The following is a 17,964-nucleotide window of genomic DNA, read 5'->3' as shown; positions in this document are numbered from 1 at the left end:
TGGTGATCAAAGTGGTAGATATGAAGAGTTGGTTTCATTTTTTGTTACACAGGCAACAGTTTGCACCCTGCTCCCTAGCCGGTATGGGGGGGCAAGCGTATCATAGGCATCGGAATTTTTAGAACAAACACGCCGTTGTCTATCGGGCCGACAGGTATATCGCCTGACACTATGACACCGAAGCACGGCTCATATGGAAGCCCTTGCTCTGCCACCACGACGGAGACAAGGACCAGTGAGGATGATATGAGCATCATTAAAAAACAGGATTTTATCGATTCCGTCGCCGACGCCCTGCAGTACATCTCCTACTATCACCCCCTTGATTTCGTCCATGCCGCCAAGGCTGCCTATGACCGTGAGGTCAACCCGGCCGCCAAAGATGCCCTGGCCCAGATCCTGATCAACTCCCGCATGTCAGCCGAAGGGCATCGTCCCCTCTGCCAGGATACCGGTATCGTTACCTGCTTCGTCAAGATAGGCATGCAGGTGCAGTGGGACAGCGACATGACGGTGCAGGAGATGGTGGATGAGGGGACGCGCCGTGCCTACACCAATCCGGACAACCCGCTGCGCGCCTCCGTGCTGGCCGACCCGGCCGGCAGCCGCAAGAACACCAAGGATAACGCCCCTGCTGTCGTGCATATCGACATGATCCCGGGCAACAAGGTGGAAGTGAGCATAGCGGCCAAGGGCGGCGGCTCCGAGAACAAATCCAAGATGGTGATGCTCAACCCATCCGACGATGTCGTCGAGTGGGTACTGAAAACCGTGCCGACCATGGGCGCCGGCTGGTGCCCGCCCGGCATGCTGGGCATCGGCATTGGTGGCACCGCCGAGAAGGCGGCCGTGCTGGCCAAGGAAGCCTTGATGGAGCACATCGACATTCAGGAGCTGATCGCCCGTGGTCCCAAGACCACCGAAGAGAAGCTGCGGGTCGAACTCTATGACAAGGTCAACAAGCTCGGGATCGGTGCTCAGGGTCTGGGCGGCCTCACCACAGTGCTGGATGTGAAGGTCAAGAGTGCCCCGACCCATGCCGCCTCCAAGCCGGTGGTGATGATCCCCAACTGCGCCGCCACCCGCCACGTCCACTTCGAACTGGATGGCTCGGGGCCGGCCGAGTTGACTCCGCCGAAACTGGCCGATTGGCCGGAGATCACCCGGGAAGCCGGGGCCAATGTGCGTCGTGTCAATGTTGACGGTATCACCAAGGCGGAGCTCGCCAGCTGGAAGAGCGGCGACACAGTGCTGCTGTCGGGCAAGATCCTTACCGGTCGCGATGCAGCCCACAAGCGCATTGCCGACATGTTGAAAAATGGCGAGGGTCTGCCGGAGGGGGTCGATTTCACCAACCGTTTCATCTACTACGTTGGCCCGGTTGATGCGGTTCGTGACGAAGTGGTTGGCCCTGCCGGCCCCACGACGTCCACCCGAATGGACAAGTTCACCGACATGATGCTGGGGGAAACCGGTCTCATCGGCATGATCGGCAAGTCAGAGCGTGGCCCCAAAACTGTCGAGAGTATCAAACAGCATAAAGCCGTTTATCTGATGGCCGTAGGGGGCGCAGCCTACCTGGTCGCCAAGGCGATCAAGAAGTCGCGGGTGGTGGCTTTTGCCGACTTGGGTATGGAAGCCATCTACGAGTTCGAGGTGGAGGATATGCCAGTGACGGTGGCTGTCGATTCTCAAGGCAACAATATCCATGAAACAGGCCCGGCCTACTGGTCGGCCAAGATTGCCGAGCTGGATGGCAAGCTCTCCTGATCGTCGTGTTGAGCCAGGGCCTAAGGATACTCACATCATTCCTGTAGGGTGGCACGAGCAAACGACCAGGCCGCTGTGACATTGGGTGACAGCGTAAAAAGGCGACCTTAGGGTCGCCTTTTTCTATCGCCCCGCAGGTTGGCGTTGGTACTGGCGTAGGTGCACAAACCAGACGGGTCACTTCTGCTTGGTCACTCTTCTATTGCCCTTTTCTTGCGCTCTTGCCTTCTCCCCTTTTTCCATTTCTTCACGGCGATTTCGAGTCTCCAGGCTTTCCTGGGCTATCAGTGGTTGAGATAGACATCCTGTCCGCCGTAGGCCAGCGGGCCGCTATGCACGGGCAGTAGCTTTCCTGCTGGCTCGAAAAAGCGGGTCAGCACCCCGAAGCGTTGCCCCAGTTTGCTCAGCTTGACGCGATCCAGCGAAACCTGTGCAGGCAGCCAGGTCAAGACTGCTGCGCAGTGACCATTGCCCAGACTCTGCTCCAGCATTAGCTGCCAGTTCTTGATCTTGGGGCTGTGCACCACCAGCACCCGAGCGGGGTTGATCCCCTGAGCCTGCAGCTGTTTGGCCACTGGCAGGCCTGGCGGGGCAATCAGCAGGATCCAGCCCGTGTCACCATGGCTCAGTCTCACCAGCTCGTCGAGCAATGGCCGCTCATCGCTGGCAGGTGCGGTGTGGCACGCTCCTTCCACCTTGCTTTGATGGCGGGTTGGCCAGGGATTGCTCATGCTGACAGACGCGGCGAAAGGGAGGTGACTCATGGGCTGGCTCATATGTTTGTCCTGTATGGATAACCATGCTGTATACGTATACAGTAGTTGCAACTCAGGTCAGTGACAAGCCATTTATGGCAAAAAATGTGATCAAGCTGACAGGGTGTGAATCTATATTATTGATTGTAATGGATATTTTATTTTTACCAGGGTGCTTGTTTTTTAGGCTGTGGACAAAGAGGGAGGTGGCACCCATGGTTATACAGTATCTGGATGAAGAGGAGAGATGAAGATGGACGTCAGTACCTTGCAACGGCTGGATGCCAATATCCTGCTCGGGATCATCAATGAAAAGTTGCGGCTGGAGTGTGATGGCCTGGAGGAACTACTGGCTTATTACGACATGACGGAGGATCAACTGGCGACCCGGTTAATGCAGATAGGCTATCACTACGACCCCATGAGCAATCAGTTCAAGGCCCATGGTTGAAGGGGAGTCGATCGTCGCCATCGGGGATCCAATCTTGCTTTATGAACAGCGCACATTGAAATCGTTTTCAATGTGCGCTGAATTTTCAGCTATTTTCATGGATTTTCAGTACTTGGCAATGATTGAAAACCTATTCACGGATTTATATTTGCACTTGTTTGTTAAGTTGCTGATTTTAAATGAAATGAGCGTCACTGATTAATAAGTTTCAGGAAAGGGTTTTCAAGCTTGAACTGTCATTTTTATACGTTAAAGTGTGACTTGCGTTAACTTTTAAACCATCGGCTTTAGCTAGTATGCCCACGCCGGAACATATTCTGAGATAACAACAGCACCGGTCCCTGATGGGATAACAATTTTATTATTCTGTAACGAAGGAAATGGTTTATGGCTACCAAGAAGAAGACAGACCAGGATCTCCAACTGGATAAAGATCAGCTCAAGGCGAGTATCGTGCGTCACCTGCGTTCTACCTTGGGTACAAGCGAACAGAAAGCCTCGCCAGAAGCGTGGTGGAAAGCAACCGCAGCCGTCGTCAACGAACAGGTGTACGAGCGCCTGACCCGTACTCAGCAGACTCACTTCAAGAAAGATACTCGTGCGATTCACTATCTCTCTGCTGAATTTCTGATGGGGCGTTTGACCTCAAACAACCTGCACAACCTCTCCCTGTACAAAGTGTGTGAAGAGGCGCTGGGTGAACTCGGTCTGGAACTGACCGATTTGTGTGAACAAGAGCCGGACATGGCGCTCGGCAACGGTGGCCTTGGCCGCCTGGCTGCCTGCTTTATCGACTCCCTTGCCACCCTGAACTACCCGGCTGTCGGTTATGGCATCCATTACGAGCACGGCCTGTTCCGTCAGGAGATTAAGGATGGTCGCCAGATCGAACGCCCGGACTCCTGGCGTGAATATGGCAATCCCTGGGAGATCTGCCGCCCGGAATCTGTGCAGGAGATCCCGCTCTACGGCTATGTGGAAACCGTGTTCGGCGACAAGGGTGGCCTGAAGAAGGTATGGCACGCAGGCCGCAAGATCAAAGGGGTGCCTTGGGATATCCCTGTGGTGGGCTTTGGCGGTCACACCGTCAATATCCTGCGTCTGTGGGAATCCCGCGCCTCCGAGTTTTTCGACTGGGACGTGTTCAACGCCGGTGGTTACATCGATTCCCAGGCTGAAAAAGCCCAGGCCGAAACCATCTCCAAGGTGCTCTACCCGAATGATGAAACAGATGCGGGCAAAGAGCTGCGCCTGATCCAGCAGTACTTCTTCTGTGCCTGCTCCATCAAGGACATCATGCGCCGCTACAAGCGGGTGCATGGCAGTGACTTCAGCAATTTTGCCGCGCAAATTGCCATTCAGCTCAACGATACCCACCCGACCGTGGCTATCCCCGAGCTGATGCGGGTGCTGGTGGATGAGGAAGACTTGAACTGGGATGCCGCCTGGGCCATCTGCTATCGGGTCTTCTCCTACACCAACCATACCCTGCTGCCGGAAGCGCTGGAGAAGTGGTCTGTCAGCCTGTTTGAGAAGGTGCTGCCCCGTCACCTGGAAGTCATTTACGAGATCAACGCCCGCTTCCTGAGCGATCTGGTCGAACCCAAGTGGCCAGGCAACGATGCCATCAAGGCCAAGCTCTCCATCATCGAAGAAGGGGATGTACGCAAGGTGCGCATGGGCAACCTGTGCGTGATCGGTTCGTCCAAGGTGAACGGCGTGGCCGAGATCCACTCCAAGCTGGTGAAAGAGGATCTCTTCCCCGAGTTCGCCGAGCTGTGGCCAGAGAAGATGTGCAACGTTACCAACGGCGTGACCCCACGTCGCTGGCTGCTGGCCTGCAACCCAGAGCTGGCCGAGCTCTATAACGAAGTGGTGGGCAAAGAGTGGCCGCTGCAGCTCGACAAGCTGCGCGCCGTCACCAAGTTTGCCGACGACAAGGCATTCCAGCAGCAGTTCATGACCATCAAGCGTCATAACAAGGAGAAACTGGTCAAGGTCATCAAGGCCGAAACCGGCATCGATGTGAGTGCCGAGGCGATCTTCGACGTCCAGATCAAGCGTCTGCACGAGTACAAGCGCCAACAGCTGAACCTCATTCATATCATGGCGCTCTACCGTCGTCTGCTGGCGAACCCTGACTATGACATGCACCCGCGCGTGTTCATCTTTGGCTCCAAGGCGGCGCCCGGTTACAAGCTGGCCAAGGACATCATCTACGCCATCAACAAGCTGGCGGAGCGGGTCAACAACGACGCTCGCATCCAGGGCAAGCTGAAAGTGGTGTTCATGCCGAACTACCGCGTGAGTCTGGCCGAGAAGCTGATCCCGGCGGCCGATGTCTCCGAGCAGATCTCCACTGCCGGTTACGAAGCCTCCGGTACCGGCAACATGAAGATGGCACTGAACGGCGCCATCACCATAGGCACGCTGGATGGGGCCAATATCGAGATCGCGGAAGAGGCGGGTGCCGAAAACTGCGCCATCTTCGGTCTGAACGTGGATGAGGTGAAGTCTCTGAAGGCGCGCGGCTACAACCCGTACGATTTCTACTATGCCAACTCCGAGCTCAAGGCCGTGCTGGATTGGTTCGACACCGACTATTTCACGCCGGGCAAGCCGGGGGAACTCTCCTCCATCAAGCGCTCCTTGCTGGAAGGGGGGGATCCCTACCTGACCCTGGCCGATTTTGCTTCCTACTCCGATGCGCACAAGCTCATCGATACCTGGTACCGGGATCCGGCGCTGTGGGCGAAGAAGGCCATCATCAATTCGGCTACCATGGGCAAGTTCAACTCGGACCGTTCCATCCAGGACTACGTGGATCGGATCTGGAACCTGAAGAGCTGCAACGTACAAGGTTGATAACTTCTTGATATGAAAAAGCCCTCGCAATGCGAGGGCTTTTTGTTTCAAGGGCCACTTGGGGATCAGAGAATGTCGCCAACAAAGTAGGCCAGGACCGCCAGTAGAATGACAAAGACAATGTTGAGGGCCATCCCGGCTTTCATCATCTCCTTCTGGCGGATATGACCGCTGGCGAAGACGATGGCGTTGGGTGGGGTGGCAACCGGCAGCATGAAAGCGCAGGAAGCACCTATGGCGATCAACACGGCCATGACGACAGGAGAAACCCCCAGGGCTTCGGCAACACCGGCAAACAGCGGGATGAGCAGGGCGGCGGTGGCGGTGTTGGAGACCAGTTCGGTCAGGAACACCACGAATGCCGCCAGCATCAGCAGAATGATGAAGATATTGGCATCGGCCAATACGGCCGACAGGTGACTGGCCAGGAAGGCACTGGTACCGGTTGCCTTGAGAATGGCACTCAGGGTCAGGCCACCACCAAACAACATCAGCACGCCCCAGTCGGTGTTCTGATTGATGTCATCCCAGCTGGCGACCCGGCTGACGGCGATGGCAATGATGGCACCCATGGCGATCAGGGTGTCAAATTGCGGGATGCCCCCCAGTGCCTTGGCAATGGGTTGAGAGCCGATCCAGAGTACGACCGTAGTCAGGAAGATAGCCAGGGTTACCTTGCGCTCGCGGGTCCAGTTGATGGTGACATCCTGGATCTCCACTCTGTGGTTGAGCTGCGGACGCGTCACCAGATAGAGCAGGGCAATGCCGCAAGGCATCAGGATCAGCACCACAGGCACACCAAACTTCATCCAGTCGGTAAAGCCAATTCCCATCTGGGCGGCGGCGATGGCATTGGGTGGGCTGCCGACCAGGGTGCCGATGCCGCCTATGCTGGCGCTATAGGCGATACCCAGCAGCACGAAGACGAAGGTGGCACGATCCTGCTGGCTGTCGAGACGCGCCAGCATGCCAATGGCCAGCGGCAGCATCATGGCGGTGGTTGCCGTGTTGCTGATCCACATGGACATGGCCGCCGTGATGGTAAACAGCAGTATGACACCCCAACCCAGATGGCCATTGGCCAGGTGCATTACCTTGCCTGCCATCAGGGTATCCAGCCCCTGCTTGGAGAGGGCGGCTGCGAGGGCGAAACCACCGAAAAACAGGAACAGGATGGGGTTGGCAAAGTCGGTGAGGGATTTGCCCATGTCAAACACCCCGAGCACTGTGGCCAGCAAGGGCACCAGCAGCGCCGTGATGGTGACGTGCAGGGCTTCGGTCAGCCAGAGAATGGCGATGAAGACCAGGATCCCCAGCCCCTTGTTGACCATGGGGTCAAACGGCAGCCAAGCCAGCATGGCACAGAGCAACAGCACATCCAGGATGACAATCCCGGATTTGATGTCCAGCCAGCGAGATGGAGTAGTCGAGGGTACAGCCGATGTGTGCATATTGTTCTCTCGGTTAATTTATGGTTGTTGTTGTGTTGCCGAGATTACAATTATTCCCCTGTTTGAAACAGGGGAAAGTCGTCAAACCATGCCGGGACTCACAGAGTCAAATTGGCAAGAAACACTTAAAAAACAAAAATTAAACAATTATTTATCATTCAAGGCTGAATGACGGAGGTCACCCACTCCTTGAACAGGCTCTTGGGCAGAGAGCCGCTGCGTTGTGCCACCATCTTGCCTTGCTTGAATATCATCAGGGTGGGAATGCTGCGGATGGCGTAACGGGCTGCGATGGCAGCTTGTTGTTCCGTGTCGACTTTGACAAAACGGAAGTTGGGCTCAAGCTCGCTGGCAACTTGCTGAAAAATTGGTGAAAATTGTAAGCATGGTCCGCACCAGCTGGCCCAGAAGTCCACCACGACAGGAAGGTCGGATTGGATCAGAGTATCGAATTGATTCTCACGGCCGATGACAGGGGTGGTACCAAACAGCGAGGACTTGCAGCGGCCACATTTCGCATTTGAATCCATTTTTTCGGCGGGCAGGCGGTTTCTGGTGAAGCAATGGCTACAATAGGTAGTGATAAATGACATAATTGATTCCTGTAAGCATAAGCCCTGCAACATCTTTAGTGCACTGACAGGGCAGAGTAACGGTAACATAGCAGTCAGTTATCTTTCACAGCCAGTGGTCCGTTGGCGGATACACGGTCATGACATGAGAATCGAGACGGGATGAATAATGTGACACGGGTCAATCGTGTTGTCCTGAGCCTGATCATCGTCGCGCTGCTGGCGTTTGCCGGCTATTGCTGGCAACTGCTCAGCCAGCAACACAAGGCCTCCGAGCTGAGTGTGGCAGCGGAATTGATCCTCAATCGGGTCAATACTGACACTATTTATCTGCTGGGGCGCGAAAAAGCCAATGATGGCAATGTACAGCAGCGCCTCAACCAGTTGTCGAGCAACCTGGACAGCTTCGTGCGCCAGGTGCGCAACGATCCGGATACGGCCGATAGTCCCAGCTCCCAATCCCTGCTGCACGATATCGACAGCTACTTGCTGGACCTGGCCAAGCTCTACTCCATGGAGATGGCCATCCAGTATATAGAGCAGCCTTTTCAAAAGCAGCTCAATGCCTTGCTGGCCACCTTGCCTGCCAGCTCTGCGCTGGCCATTGATCTGGTCGAACTGGCGCAGCTCAGCCACTACCTCAAGCGCAGCTGGGACAGAGGTGAGCAACGGCAACTGCAAGCGCTGCAGCAACGACTCAAGACCGCCTATCCCGAGTATCCCCAGGTGGCCGGGCTTGCCCAGTTGAGCGAGGACGTCAGCCGTCAGGTGGTGGATTACCATATATTGCGCAACCAGGTCATCGACATGCATGAGCTGGATGGCTTGTCGGTCTGGAAACAAAGCAAAATGGTGCAAGCCTCCTCCCTCAAGAGCCGCTTCTACCTGATGGTGCTCGCTGGCGCCATGGTCTGCTTCGTGCTGGTGGCGGTGACCCTGTGGCGTCGCAACCAGAAGTTGAGCGAGTTGTCACGCCAGACCGGCTTGCTGGCGCAGGCAAAAAGCGATTTTCTGGCCAACATGAGCCACGAGATCCGCACCCCCATGAATGCCATCATAGGTTTCAGTTCCCTGGCGCTGCAAACCGAACTGGATCAGCAGCAGCGGGATTACCTCAGCAAGATCAAGTCTTCGTCAGATACCTTGCTGCTGCTTATCAACGACATTCTGGACTTGACCAAGGTGGAGTCCGGCAAGCTGACCCTGGAAGAGATCGATTTTGACTTGAGCGAGCAGATAGATTCGCTCGCCGGCATGTTTGCCGATCTGGCCGAGCGCAAGCAGGTCGAGGTTATCATCAACAAGTCCCCGGCTGTGCCCGATTTCCTGCGCGGCGATCCGCTGCGCCTGGGCCAGGTATTGGTCAATCTGGTCAACAACGCCATCAAGTTTACCGAGCGGGGCGAGGTGGAAGTGGTCATCACCTTGGTCAACCAGCATCCCATGCGGGTGCGTTTCAGCGTGCGGGATACCGGGATTGGCATCGCCGAGGATAAGCAGGACCAGCTGTTCCAGCCTTTCACCCAGCTGGAGGCGGGTAACACCCGCAAATATGGTGGATCAGGTCTTGGCCTCAATATCTCCCAGCGTCTGGTCGAACTGATGGGCGGGCAGATCACTGTGCAGAGCAAGCCGGGGTCCGGCTCTGTGTTCCAGTTCGAGATCCCCATGACCAAGGCGGTGTACGGGGTATCGGGCCGCCGGGTCTTTTTCGAGCATCAGCCGCTCATTCTGGTGATGGATGACAATGAACTGGTGCTGGACCTGGCCAAGGATATTCTCGGCCGGGCCGGTGTCCGGGTCGTGGCCGTCAACAGCCTCTCCCGTGCGCGTCAGGTGCTGCGGGAAGAGGGGCAGAATATCCGGCTGGCCATTCTGGACTGGCGCATGGGACAGGAGGATGGCCTGGATCTGGCCCTCGAAATGTACCAGCACAGCCAGTGGCGGCGACTGCCTATTCTGATGACCAGTGCCTGGGCCAAGGAGGGACTGCACGGGCGGATGGAGAGCATGGGCCTGACCCACTTTCTGCCCAAGCCCATGACCGAGAATTCCCTGCTGGCCAAGGTGGATGAGCTGCTCAATGGCAGCTCCCATGATCATCAGGTTCGCCAGGCCGAAGCCCAGGGCGATCAGCAGCACTTTCGTGAGCTGCTGCAAGGTGTCCGGGTCTTGCTGGCGGAGGACAACAGAGTCAACCAGCAACTCATCATCGAGTATCTGCGCCGGATCGATGCCGTGGTAACCGTGGTAGGTAACGGGCGCGAGGCGGTCGAACGGGTAGCCGAGCAGCCTTTTGACGTCATCCTGATGGATTTGCAGATGCCGGTACTCGATGGGTTGGATGCGACCCGCCAGATCCGCAAGATGGTCGACAAGCATGACGTGCCCATCATAGCGCTGACTGCCAGCGCCATGCCCGGTGACAGGGAGCGTTGCCTCGGTGTCGGCATGAACGGTTATGTCACCAAGCCGGTCAGCAAGCTGGATCTCTACAACAACCTGTTGCAGTGGGTGAAGAGCGCCAGCGGCGAGCGCCGGATCCCGCTGGAGGTGAAACCTCCTGATCTGATGGGAGTACTGGATCTGGAAGATGCCCTCAAACGGCTGGAGCAAGACAAGGAGGCGCTGCAGATCCTGTTCAAGCTGTTTATGTCCGAGCACAAGGATGATCTGTGGGAGATCCGCTCCGCCCTGCGTCGCCAGCAACCCGAAGTGGCCTGTCGTCTGTTGCATACCCTGAAGGGGGTGTCGGCCAATATCTCCGCTGCTCGCCTGCAGATCATGGCCGGTGATTTGGAGTGGCGACTTCGCCAGCAAGAGGAGTTGACCGAGCCGGATCTGGAGCAGTTGCAGCAGGTATTCAGTCAGACCCGGGAGGAGGTATCTCACTTTCTGCTGACCGGAGAGCAGCATGAATCACCATACAGCCCCGTGGGGCAGCGAGATGATCGCTTATTGTAGGGAGACAAATAGCAATAATTCTCAAGCCAGTCACTTCAGGCTATCATGACCCTCTCGTATCGCCCCCTTCTGGGGGCGATTGCATTACGTTTCCCCGTGACGGGCGGCAGCCTTGGGCTGGCCGCGACAAAGGACATCTACGTGAGTGTATTCTCAAGGCTGGGCTGGTTCTTCAAGGAGCAGTGGCGGCGTTATCTGATCGCCATCTCCTTGCTGATGATGGTGGCACTGTTGACCGTGATCCCGCCCAAGGTGGTGGGTTGGGTGGTGGATGGCATCGCCAAAGGCTCTCTCGACAACGACACCCTGATGGGCTATCTGGCGGGGCTGTTTGTGCTCGGTCTGCTCATTTATCTGCTGCGCTACGTATGGCGGGTCATGTTGTTTGGTGCCTCCTATCGGCTTGCCTATGTGCTGCGCAACCGACTGTTCAGCCACTTCACCCGCATGAGCCCCGATTTTTACCAGCGCCACCGCACCGGTGATCTGATGGCTCACGCCACCAACGATATCCAGGCGGTGGAGATGACAGCCGGGGAAGGGGTATTGACCCTGGTGGACTCCATCATAGTCGGGGTGCTGGTGCTCTCCATCATGTGCAGCCAGTACTCCTGGCAGCTGACCCTGCTCTCCCTGCTGCCCCTGCCTGTGATGGCATTCTTCATGAACCGCTTCGGTACCCAGATCTACAAGGAGTTCAAGGCGGCGCAGGGAGCCTTCTCCCGTCTCAACAACAAGACCCAGGAGGCGCTCTCTGGCGTGCGGGTGCTCAAGTCTTATGCGGTTGAATCCCTGGAAGACAAGGGCTTTGCCGAACTGACCCGACAGGCGGGGGCGTGCAACATGGCGGTGGCCCGCATCGATGCCAAGTTCGACCCCGTCATCTACCTCTGTATCGGTTGTTCCTACTTTCTCGCCGTTGCCGGTGGCAGCGTGCTGGTGGTGCGTGACGAGCTGACGCTGGGGGAGCTCACCAGTTTCACCATGTATCTGGGTCAGCTCATCTGGCCCATGTTTGCCATCGCCTGGCTGTTCAACATCATAGAGCGGGGCAGCGCCGCCTATTCACGCATCGAGAGCATGCTGGCCGAGCGCAGCGACATCGAAGAGCCGACGGAGCAGGCGATGTTTGTCTCTCCCTTCCCGCTCCAGGCCAAGGGGGTGAGCTATCAGCTGGAGCAGCGCACCTTGCTGCGCAATATCGACTTCACCCTCCACAGAGGCGGCATGCTGGGGATCGTCGGGCGCACCGGGGCTGGCAAGAGCTCGCTGCTCAAGCTGTTGATGCGCCTTGCCAATCCCACGTCTGGTGAGCTCACCATGGGCTCCGTGCCCATAGCGCAGCTGGCCCTTGGCGATCTGCGCGGCCAGTTTGCCTATGTGCCCCAGGAGCCGTTTTTGTTCTCCACCACCATAGCGGCCAACATCGCCCTTGGCCGGCCCGATGCCAGCCAGGAGGAGATAGAGCGGGTGGCGCGCATCGCCTGTGTGCACGATGACATCTGCCGCTTCCCCAAGGGCTATGAGACCGACGTGGGGGAGAAGGGTGTGACCCTCTCTGGTGGTCAGAAACAGCGACTTTCCATTGCCCGCGCCCTGCTGTTGGCGGCGCCAATCCTGGTGCTGGACGATGCCTTGTCGGCGGTGGATGCCCATACCGAGCAGCAGATACTGCAAGCGCTCAAGGCCCATAGACGCACGCTGATCCTGGTCAGTCATCGCATGACGGCAGTGGAGCAGGCCGACGAAATCCTGGTGCTGGAGCAGGGCTACATCAGCGAGCGGGGCCGCCATGGCGCCCTGATGGCCCACAACGGCTGGTATGCAGACATGGTTCGTTACCAGCGACTGGAACAAGATGTAGAGGAGAGTTTGTGAACCCGACCATTGAATGGCGACTGACTGCCTGGTTGCGCCCGTTACTCGCGTCTGAAACAAGATGTGGGGAGACGCTGTGAATCCAACGATCAAACGCCTGCTCGCTTATTGCGCCCGTTATCCTCGCTGGCTGGTTCAGGCGGGGATCTGCCTGCTGCTGGCCACCGGCGCCGAAGTGGCCGGCCCTCTGCTCATCAAGCTCTTTATCGATGACTATCTGGCACCCCGCCAGCTGGTGTGGCCTCCCATTGCTGCCATCGCGGCTGGGTATCTTGGCCTGCAAGTGCTCTCGGCGGCGGGTTTCTATCTGCAATCCCTGCGTTTCAACCGCATCGCCCAGGCTGTGGTGCAGACCTTGCGCGAGCAAGTGTTTGCCACCGCGATCCGGCTGCCGGCCCGCTACTTTGACCAACATCGCTCCGGCTCGCTTATTTCCCGCATCACCAACGACACAGAGGCCATCATGAACCTCTATGTGCAGGTGATCGGCCTGCTGGTACAAAAAGTGGTGCTGCTGTGTGGCATCCTTATCTCCATGGCCCTGCTAGATGTGCGGTTGATGCTGGTGTGCGCCTGCTTGCTGCCGGCAGTGGCGGCTGTGATGTGGCTCTACCAGAAATTGAGCGTGCCCGTGGTACGGGCGACCCGCAGCCTGCTCTCCGACATCAACAGCCGCCTCAATGAGTCGCTGCAGGGAATGCCGGTCATTCAGGCCATGGTACAGGAGCGCCACTTTGCCAACGCTTTTGCCGAGGTGAATCAGCAGCACTGGTCGGCGCGCCTCAAGAGCCTCAAGATCAACGGCATACTGCTGCGCCCCCTTATCGACCTCTTCTACATGATGGTGTTGATCGGCCTGCTGGCCCTGTTTGCCCGCGAGGGCTTGAGTGCCGGTGGCGCCATCCAGGTGGGGGTGCTCTACGCCTTCATCAGCTATCTGGGGCGCATGATAGAGCCGCTCATCGAGATGACCAACCAGCTCAACCAGTTGCAACAGGCCATGGTGGCCGGGGAGCGGGTATTTGCTCTGCTCGACGAGTCCCGTGAGAGCACGCAAGGCGAGAGTCCTGCGTTGCAGGGGCGGGTCAGCTTCGACAAGGTGAGCTTCTCCTACGATGGCCAGCAACAGGTGCTGCGGGAGGTGAGCTTTGCCGCTCGCCCTGGCCAGATGCTGGCGCTGGTGGGTCACACCGGCAGTGGCAAGTCCACCATCATCAGCCTGTTGATGGGGTTTTATCCGGTGGATCAGGGCACCATCCGCTTCGATGATCATCCCATGGCTGAACTGTCGCTGGCGGCGGTGCGCCGCAGCATAGGTCTGGTGCAGCAGGATCCCTTTATCTTCGTTGGAACTTTGGCGGAAAACCTGCGGCTCGGCCGTGACGGCATCGATGAGGCACGGCTCTGGCAGGCATTGACCGAGGTACAACTGGCAGACTTCGTGCTGAGTCTGCCGGATGGGCTGGGTACCCTGATGGAGGAGGGGGGCAAGAACCTCTCCGCCGGTCAGCGGCAGTTGCTCTCCTTCGCCCGCGCCCTGGTGGGGGATCCGCGCATCCTCATCCTGGATGAAGCCACCGCCAGCGTGGATTCCCAGACCGAGCTGGCGCTCTCCACGGCGTTGGCAGCAGCCCGCCGTGGCCGCACCACCATCGCCATCGCTCACCGGCTCTCGACCATAGTCGATGCCGACGAGATCCTGCTGCTTTCCCGCGGTCAGGTAAATGAGCGGGGCACCCACGGTGAGCTGATGACGCAGGGAGGACACTACGCCCAGCTGTTCGAGATGCAGAGTCAGGGGGCCTGGCTGGAAGAGAAACGGGCCTGATCGCAAGGCCCGTTGTAAAAAAGAGAGGGAGCCCGAGGGCTCCCTCTCTTTTTTTGTGTTCACCGACAAGCAGCAGAAGCGTGATCGGCAACCTTGTAGAGCAGGGTAGTTGCGTGGCAACATGCTGTTTACATTAACTCATCGGATCAGTTTGCATATGGACCTGCAACGTTTCAAAGCCAATCTGGCGCTCCGGCTGTTTGCCTGGCGCTACATTCCCGTTATCGGCTTTTGTGCCCCCGTGATCGAACGGATGGATGCGAAGGCATTGCGCATTCGCATTCCCCTTGGCTGGCGTACTCGCAACCATCTGGGCAGCATGTATTTCGGCGTCCTGGCGACCGGTGCCGATCTGGTGGGGGGATTGCTGGTAATGGAGAAGGGACGGACGAGAGGCAAGAAGGTACATTTTGCTTTTAAAGATGTACAGGGGGAGTTTCTGAAGCGGCCCGAGGCGGATGTGCAGTTTGATTGCGCCGCCGGGGAAGAGATAGATGCCATGATCGACGAATCATTGGCGACGGGGCAGAGAGTCAATCGTCCCATCCAGGTGGTGGCGACTTGCCCGTCACTGAATGGGGATGAGGCGATGGCGCGCTTTGTGCTGACCTTGTCGATCAAGGCCAGCTAGTCAGCAACCGGCTCACTTGCACCTCCTGGCAGGAGGGAAGCGGCCGGTCTTCTGGCTCGGTTCCGCTTGCATCACGACTGTCATGTCGCGGATGCCAGCCACTGACTAGGTCACTTTTCTGATCTTCTGGTAGTGCTTGCGGGGATCAGAGGATCTCAGGGCTCACGCCCTCTTTTACCACGACTTTCATGCCGTTGAAGTTGACCACTTGCTCGGCCACTATCTTGCAGCGTTTGCGGGTCTCGACCTGACCGTCCACTTCCACCAGACCGTCGGCGACGAGCGCCTTGGCCGCGCCGCCACAATCGGCCCAACCCTGATGCTTGATAAGGTCACACAAGGCAACGAAGGGGTGGCCTTCGAGCAGAAACGTCTCCATGGGAAATCCTCTAGATGGATGAATGGCTGAAACAGCAGGGCGAGTATTTTAGGCAGTTCAGGCCAGCAATGAAAGGGCGGGGTAGAGAAGGCATCATAAAAGCAGCGTGACAATGTGAACGACAAGCGTCAGCCCAGCGGGTGCCGGGCTGACTCAGGGAGTGCAAGTATTGATGTCAGCCCACCTTCACCACGGCTTCTCCGGTCACGGCGAGGGCGCCGCCAGCGGCAAGGATGCGGGTGGCCAGGGTGATGATGGGCTTGTCACTGCGCATGGCGATGATCTCCACCTCGGCCGTCACCTCATCTCCCACAAACACCGGCTGCTTGAAGGAGAGGCTCTGCCCCAGATAGACGGCGCCCTTGCCTGGCAACTGCTGGCCTAGCAGCCCGGAGAAGAGGCTGGCCAGCAGCATGCCGTGCACTATGGGACGCTCGAATGGCGTGGTAGCGGCAAAAGCCGAGTCCAGGTGCAAGGGATTGAAATCCTCCGACAAGCCGGCGAAGGCCGCGACTTCGGCCGCGCCGAACCGTTTGGTCAGGCTGGCTTTTTGCCCAATTTCAAGGGGGAGTGTGTTCATGCGGGCTCCTCCTCCGGGGTGTTGGCAAAGACAGGGTTAAGCCGCACCTTGACATAACCGCCGGGGGCCGCCTCCAGTCCCTCGCTCGGGATGCGGGCGGGTACGGACGTGGCCTCCTCTTCACGCCCCTTGATGAAGGCTGCCATCTCGGGCCACCAGGAGCCGCTTTGATGGGTTGCCTGCTCAAGCCAGGCGTCCGGGGTGTCACTGCTCGCATCGCTGTGCCAGAAGCCGTACTTGTTGGCCGCAGGCGGGTTGATGATGCCGGCAATGTGGCCCGATTCGGCCAGGATGAAGCGCTGCTCGCCGCCAAACAGCTTCATGCCCTGCCAGGTGCCCTGCCAGAGGGCGATGTGATCGTCCATGGCCGAGACCAGCAGCACAGGGGTCTTCACCTTGGCCAGGTCGATGCGGGTGTGGCGGATCTTGAGTTCCCCCTTCACCAGCTGGTTCTCCAGATAGAGACGGCGCAGCAGACTGTTGTGGGTCTTGCCTGCCACGTTGGTGCTGTCGCTGTTCCAGTGAAGGAGATCGAACGCCACCGGGCTCTGGCCCTTGAGGTAGCTGTCGATGTAGTAATTCCAGTAGAGGCTGTTTTCCCGCAGCAGGCTGAAGGAGACCGCCAGCTGGCGTCCATCCATGATGCCCTTGGCCTCATTCTGGGCCTCCAGCGCCGCTATGATGGGCTCGTGGATGAAGATGCCAAGCTCCCCCGGCTGGGAGAAATCGAGCAGTGTGGTGAACAGGGTGGCGGAGCGCACCCGCTGTTTCTGGCGCCGCGCCGCCAGCCAGCCCATGGCGAGCGACAGGGCGGTGCCGCCGATGCAGTAACCGATACCGTGCACCTCACGCTCGCCGGTGGCTGCTTCCACGCCGTCCAGCGCGGCGATCACCCCATCGACCACATAGTCGTCGAGATCGATATTGGCCTGCTCCACCCCCGGGTTGCGCCAGGAGATCATGAATACCGTCTGGCCCTGGGCGACCAGCCAGGCGACCAGAGAGTTCTGGGGCCGCATGTCCATGATGTAGTACTTGTTGATGAAGGGCGGCACTATCAGCACCGGTGTCCTGGCCACGGTTTCCGTGGTCGGGCTGTACTGGATAAGCTCGTAGAGCTCGGTGCGTTGCACCACTCGGCCCGGCGTCAAGGCCAGATCCCGCCCCAGTTCGAAGGCGGACTCGTCGGTCAGGCGGATGTTGAGCTGATCGGCGCTGCGCTCCAGATCCTCGGCCAGCAGGGCCAGTCCGCGCACCAGATTCTGGCCGTCGGATTCCAAGGTGAGCCTGAGCAGCTCGGGGTTGGTGGCCAGAAAGTTGCTGGGCGCCATGGCATTAAGGTATTGGCGGGTAAAAAAGCGCAGCCGCTCCCGGCTCTTCTGGGGCACCCCTTCCAGCGCATCTACCGAGGCCAGCAGGTGCCTGGCGGTCAGCAGATAGGATTGCTTGAGGTAGTCATAAAGGGGTTGGTCACGCCAGGCGTCGTCCTTGAAGCGGCGATCGCTGCGCTCGGGCGTGATCACCGGCTCGCTTTCCTGGCCTGCGCTTTTGAGCAGGGTATGCTGCATCAGCTTGAGCTGATCCTGCCACCAGTTCATCTGGGCATTGATCAGTTGCCAGGGTTGCTGAGTGCCCTGTTCCAGTACCTGGCCCAGATCGTCCAGATTGGTCTGCAACAGCGCCTGCGCCGTGCGCTCCGTCTGTGCCTTGGCCATGTCCAGCAACTTGTCGTTATAGTGGGCCAGGGCCTCGAACAGCGGGCCGTAAGATGATTGGCTCATGTTCTCTCCTTCACCCACACCCGTGACAGGGCGAGCCTGTCGTGTCGGGTCATGGGGAG

Annotated in this window: 13 protein-coding genes; 7 read left to right on the top strand and 6 right to left on the bottom strand. The window is 58.2% G+C overall.

Translation table 11 applies throughout. The features are described from left to right. The first annotated feature begins 246 nt into the window (after window positions 1-246). Window positions 247-1,770, top strand: coding sequence for a fumarate hydratase (locus tag GWQ31_RS05720; RefSeq protein WP_005311025.1), 1,524 nt, complete (start codon window positions 247-249; stop codon window positions 1,768-1,770). Window positions 1,771-2,054: 284 nt separating this feature from the next. Here GWQ31_RS05720 and GWQ31_RS05715 read toward each other — a convergent pair whose 3' ends face one another. Continuing rightward, window positions 2,055-2,546 (bottom strand): cell division inhibitor, encoded by a 492-nt coding sequence (locus GWQ31_RS05715; RefSeq protein ID WP_275908861.1) that lies wholly within the window; start codon window positions 2,544-2,546, stop codon window positions 2,055-2,057. Window positions 2,547-2,778: 232 nt separating this feature from the next. Between GWQ31_RS05715 and GWQ31_RS05710 the strand changes: the two genes are divergently transcribed. Together GWQ31_RS05710 and GWQ31_RS05705 are read left to right on the top strand one after the other, a co-directional pair. Beyond that, the gene (locus tag GWQ31_RS05710) at window positions 2,779-2,976 is read left to right on the top strand and encodes a DUF4250 domain-containing protein (protein WP_005311031.1); all 198 of its coding nucleotides are present in this window, start codon (window positions 2,779-2,781) and stop codon (window positions 2,974-2,976) included. 387 nt (window positions 2,977-3,363) lie between these two features. Further along, window positions 3,364-5,841, top strand: coding sequence for a glycogen/starch/alpha-glucan phosphorylase (locus GWQ31_RS05705; protein WP_275908860.1), 2,478 nt, complete (start codon window positions 3,364-3,366; stop codon window positions 5,839-5,841). 65 nt (window positions 5,842-5,906) lie between these two features. Here GWQ31_RS05705 and GWQ31_RS05700 read toward each other — a convergent pair whose 3' ends face one another. Together GWQ31_RS05700 and trxC are read right to left on the bottom strand one after the other, a co-directional pair. Continuing rightward, on the bottom strand, window positions 5,907-7,292 hold the full coding sequence (locus GWQ31_RS05700; RefSeq protein ID WP_021138281.1) for a DASS family sodium-coupled anion symporter: 1,386 nt from the start codon (window positions 7,290-7,292) through the stop codon (window positions 5,907-5,909). Window positions 7,293-7,450: 158 nt separating this feature from the next. Next, window positions 7,451-7,885 carry a thioredoxin TrxC gene (trxC, locus tag GWQ31_RS05695; RefSeq protein WP_275908859.1) on the bottom strand — a complete coding sequence of 145 codons (435 nt, stop codon included), beginning with the start codon at window positions 7,883-7,885 and terminating at the stop codon, window positions 7,451-7,453. Window positions 7,886-8,026: 141 nt separating this feature from the next. On the opposite strand from trxC, the gene GWQ31_RS05690 reads away from it, so the two are divergent. From GWQ31_RS05690 to GWQ31_RS05675, 4 genes are all read left to right on the top strand, one after another. After that, window positions 8,027-10,828 carry a response regulator gene (locus GWQ31_RS05690; protein WP_265421439.1) on the top strand — a complete coding sequence of 934 codons (2,802 nt, stop codon included), beginning with the start codon at window positions 8,027-8,029 and terminating at the stop codon, window positions 10,826-10,828. Between the two features lie 141 nt (window positions 10,829-10,969). Further along, window positions 10,970-12,706 carry an ABC transporter transmembrane domain-containing protein gene (locus GWQ31_RS05685; RefSeq protein WP_265421440.1) on the top strand — a complete coding sequence of 579 codons (1,737 nt, stop codon included), beginning with the start codon at window positions 10,970-10,972 and terminating at the stop codon, window positions 12,704-12,706. Between the two features lie 76 nt (window positions 12,707-12,782). Further along, window positions 12,783-14,534 carry an ABC transporter transmembrane domain-containing protein gene (locus GWQ31_RS05680; RefSeq protein WP_265421441.1) on the top strand — a complete coding sequence of 584 codons (1,752 nt, stop codon included), beginning with the start codon at window positions 12,783-12,785 and terminating at the stop codon, window positions 14,532-14,534. Window positions 14,535-14,691: 157 nt separating this feature from the next. Then, window positions 14,692-15,165, top strand: coding sequence for a DUF4442 domain-containing protein (locus GWQ31_RS05675; RefSeq protein WP_265421442.1), 474 nt, complete (start codon window positions 14,692-14,694; stop codon window positions 15,163-15,165). Window positions 15,166-15,310: 145 nt separating this feature from the next. On the opposite strand, the gene ybcJ is transcribed toward GWQ31_RS05675, so the two are convergent. From ybcJ to GWQ31_RS05660, 3 genes are all read right to left on the bottom strand, one after another. Next, window positions 15,311-15,544: a ribosome-associated protein YbcJ gene (ybcJ, locus tag GWQ31_RS05670; protein WP_005311045.1), complete on the bottom strand. Its 234-nt coding sequence runs from the start codon at window positions 15,542-15,544 to the stop codon at window positions 15,311-15,313. A gap of 175 nt (window positions 15,545-15,719) precedes the next feature. Next, window positions 15,720-16,124, bottom strand: coding sequence for a MaoC family dehydratase (locus GWQ31_RS05665; protein ID WP_265422841.1), 405 nt, complete (start codon window positions 16,122-16,124; stop codon window positions 15,720-15,722). Further along, complete coding sequence (locus GWQ31_RS05660) at window positions 16,121-17,905, bottom strand: class I poly(R)-hydroxyalkanoic acid synthase (protein WP_265448364.1); 1,785 nt, start codon at window positions 17,903-17,905, stop codon at window positions 16,121-16,123. The genes GWQ31_RS05665 and GWQ31_RS05660 overlap by 4 nt, the downstream gene beginning before the upstream one ends. Window positions 17,906-17,964 lie beyond the last annotated feature (59 nt).

Origin of the sequence: Aeromonas sp. 2MA4, from assembly GCF_029237305.1 — a bacterium.
GTDB classification, from domain to species: domain Bacteria; phylum Pseudomonadota; class Gammaproteobacteria; order Enterobacterales; family Aeromonadaceae; genus Aeromonas; species Aeromonas salmonicida.
Note: the sequence above shows the minus strand (reverse complement) of the source record. Positions and strands in the feature narration are given on the sequence as shown.

Coding starts and splice junctions, on each gene's coding strand:
- GWQ31_RS05720 (WP_005311025.1), top strand. CDS start 247: ATGAGCATCATTAAAAAACAGGATTTTATCGATTCCGTCGCCGACGCC.
- GWQ31_RS05715 (WP_275908861.1), bottom strand. CDS start 2,546: ATGAGCCAGCCCATGAGTCACCTCCCTTTCGCCGCGTCTGTCAGCATG.
- GWQ31_RS05710 (WP_005311031.1), top strand. CDS start 2,779: ATGGACGTCAGTACCTTGCAACGGCTGGATGCCAATATCCTGCTCGGG.
- GWQ31_RS05705 (WP_275908860.1), top strand. CDS start 3,364: ATGGCTACCAAGAAGAAGACAGACCAGGATCTCCAACTGGATAAAGAT.
- GWQ31_RS05700 (WP_021138281.1), bottom strand. CDS start 7,292: ATGCACACATCGGCTGTACCCTCGACTACTCCATCTCGCTGGCTGGAC.
- trxC (WP_275908859.1), bottom strand. CDS start 7,885: ATGTCATTTATCACTACCTATTGTAGCCATTGCTTCACCAGAAACCGC.
- GWQ31_RS05690 (WP_265421439.1), top strand. CDS start 8,027: ATGAATAATGTGACACGGGTCAATCGTGTTGTCCTGAGCCTGATCATC.
- GWQ31_RS05675 (WP_265421442.1), top strand. CDS start 14,692: ATGGACCTGCAACGTTTCAAAGCCAATCTGGCGCTCCGGCTGTTTGCC.
- ybcJ (WP_005311045.1), bottom strand. CDS start 15,544: ATGGAGACGTTTCTGCTCGAAGGCCACCCCTTCGTTGCCTTGTGTGAC.
- GWQ31_RS05665 (WP_265422841.1), bottom strand. CDS start 16,124: ATGAACACACTCCCCCTTGAAATTGGGCAAAAAGCCAGCCTGACCAAA.
- GWQ31_RS05660 (WP_265448364.1), bottom strand. CDS start 17,905: ATGAGCCAATCATCTTACGGCCCGCTGTTCGAGGCCCTGGCCCACTAT.